Below are 2,309 nucleotides of genomic sequence, written 5' to 3'. Positions count from 1 at the left end.
CACCCGGCCCGCGCCCCGCACCTGCACGCGCTGCGAGCGCCGGGCGGCCAGCTGCCCGATCGCGTCGCCGGGCGCCGACGTCGTCAAGGACAGGGAGGCAAGGTCGGGGCGCAGCCGGTCCAGCACCTCCTTCTTCTTCCGCAGTGCGTCGGCGGCCGGCCCGCCGCCCCGGGAGTCGTCCAGCAGCCCGGCTCGCGCGAGCCCCCGCACCAGTCCGTCGACATGACCGTCGGGCAGGTCCATGCGGCGTCCCTCCTCACGCAAGAGCTCCAGCCCCCGCGTGCCGTTCAGCAGGTCGAGGAAGCTGCCCGTCGCCAGGTCCATCGGGCCGAGCGTCATCGCGTGCGTCGGTGTCATCCCGAACTGCACGGTTTTGAGGTCGCGCCAGCCGCGCCTGAGCGCGGGTTTCACCATCGGATGCATGACAGGCCCCCGTATGCCGTAGATCGTCCCCGTATGCCGGCGGAGCGATGACGTGGGCCCTGGCCGGTCACGCCGGGGCGGGCCGCATGCCTGACTCGAGCGCAGACGCGACCCGACCACGGGCCTGACCCGAGCACAGACGCGACCCGACCACGGGCCTGACCCGAGCACAGGCCTGCCCCGAGCACAGCCTGACCTGACCACAGGCCCGACCCGACCACAGGCCCGACCCGACCACAGCCCGCCCCTGGAACAGGCGCGGCCCGTGCGCAAACCGAACCCGAGCGCGGGCACGGCCCTGGTCCGGACCGACCCGCCATCGCTTCGCCGACGAGATCCAGCATGCCCAAACCAGCCGTCGGCTGCCGAAAGTTGTCCACAGGTGCGAGCAATCTTCGTACAAATCCGGCGGCCGGTGGCAGCGGCGGCACCGAACTGTCCCGGAGCCGGGACTTCGCCGTGTGCAGCGGGTAACGTCGGGGCGTGCCCGCCGACCCACTGCACCGCGCCGGAACCGCACAGCGCAGCACGACGAGCCAGCCGCCGAGCGGCTCGGGGGCGAGCGCGATCGAGGTCCGCAGGAGCACCCGCCGACGCAGAACGGTCTCCGCGTACCGCGAGGGCGATCGCACCGTGGTGCTCATCCCAGCCCGGATGTCCGAGGCGGAGGAGCAGCGCTGGGTGACCGTCATGCTCGACAAGCTCGCCGCCCAGGAGAGCAGGCGGGCCCTCGGTGACGCCGAGCTGGCCGAGCGCGCGCGGCGTCTTTCGGATCAGTACTTCGAGGGGCGGGCCCGTCCCGCGTCGGTGCGCTGGGTGACCAACCAGAACACGCGCTGGGGGTCCTGCACCCCCTCCGAGGGCAGCATCCGCCTGTCGCACCGCCTCCAGGGCATGCCCGAGTACGTCGTCGACTACGTCCTCGTCCATGAACTGGCTCATCTGCTCGTCCCCGGACACGGACCTCGCTTCTGGGAACTCCTGGAGGCCTATCCGCGCACGGAGCGCGCCCGGGGATACCTCGAAGGCGTGGTCGCCGCCGAGCGGTTGCCCCATGTGCCCGGCGCCCGGGGTGAGAGCCCCGCGGGGTGACCGGCCGCTTTCCGCGAGCGAACAGCGGATACGGCTGTGCGGGCGTTGTGTACCGGCTCTGTACCGACCTCGTCCGGTGTCCGAGTTTGCCGTTAGCCTGGCGCGACGCACTCACGTATCGGATGGGGGACGGTCGTTACGCATGGCCAGGGAATTCCAACGCGGCCACAAGGCCAGGATCAGTGACCTCACCGCGGGTACGGATCTGTACGTAGGTGTACAGATCGCCGGCCCCGGGCTGAGCTTCGACATCAGCTGCTTCGGCCTCGACGCCGACGAACGGCTCTCGGACGACCGGTACTTCATCTTCTTCAATCAGCCGAAGTCCCCCGAGGAGTCCGTTCAGCTCCTGGGCGCCCAGGCGGGTGACACGGAGTCCTTCCGGGTGACGCTCGACCGGATCCCTCCGCAGATCCAGAAGCTGTCCTTCACGGCGACGATCGACGGCACCGGGCAGATGTCGCAGATCGCCTCCGGCTACATCCGGATCGTCGCGGGCGGCGAGGAGGTGGCGCGCTACTCCTTCAACGGCTCGGAGTTCTCCACCGAACGAGCCGTGATGCTGGGCGACTTCTACCTCAAGGACGTCTGGCGGTTCGCCGCCGTCGGGCAGGGCTTCGACGGCGGTCTTGACGCGCTGCTGAAGCACTTCGGCGGCGAGGTGGCCGAGGAGGAGACACCCGCGCCCGCCCCGCAGCAGCCGCAGGCCGGCGCAGCCCCGGGCTTCGCGCCGCCCGCTTTCGGAGTCCCCGGAACTCCGGGACCCGCCCCGGCGGCACCACCGGCTCCAGCTC

Annotated in this window: 2 protein-coding genes and 1 pseudogene; 2 read left to right on the top strand and 1 reads right to left on the bottom strand. The window is 71.0% G+C overall.

The genetic code is table 11. The features are described 5' to 3' along the window. Window positions 1–423, bottom strand: a pseudogene (locus C1J00_RS42200) (ThiF family adenylyltransferase); the annotation flags it as partial. Window positions 424–906: 483 nt separating this feature from the next. Between C1J00_RS42200 and C1J00_RS42195 the strand changes: the two are divergent. Then, window positions 907–1,515, top strand: coding sequence for a M48 metallopeptidase family protein (locus C1J00_RS42195; RefSeq protein WP_102914090.1), 609 nt, complete (start codon window positions 907–909; stop codon window positions 1,513–1,515). A gap of 142 nt (window positions 1,516–1,657) precedes the next feature. Next, on the top strand, window positions 1,658–2,309 hold a 652-nt coding region (locus C1J00_RS42190; protein WP_146046392.1), incomplete at its 3' end, for a TerD family protein.

Source organism: Streptomyces cahuitamycinicus (assembly GCF_002891435.1).
Taxonomy (GTDB): Bacteria; Actinomycetota; Actinomycetes; order Streptomycetales; family Streptomycetaceae; genus Streptomyces; species Streptomyces cahuitamycinicus.
This window is presented reverse-complemented; position numbering and strand designations above follow the sequence as displayed.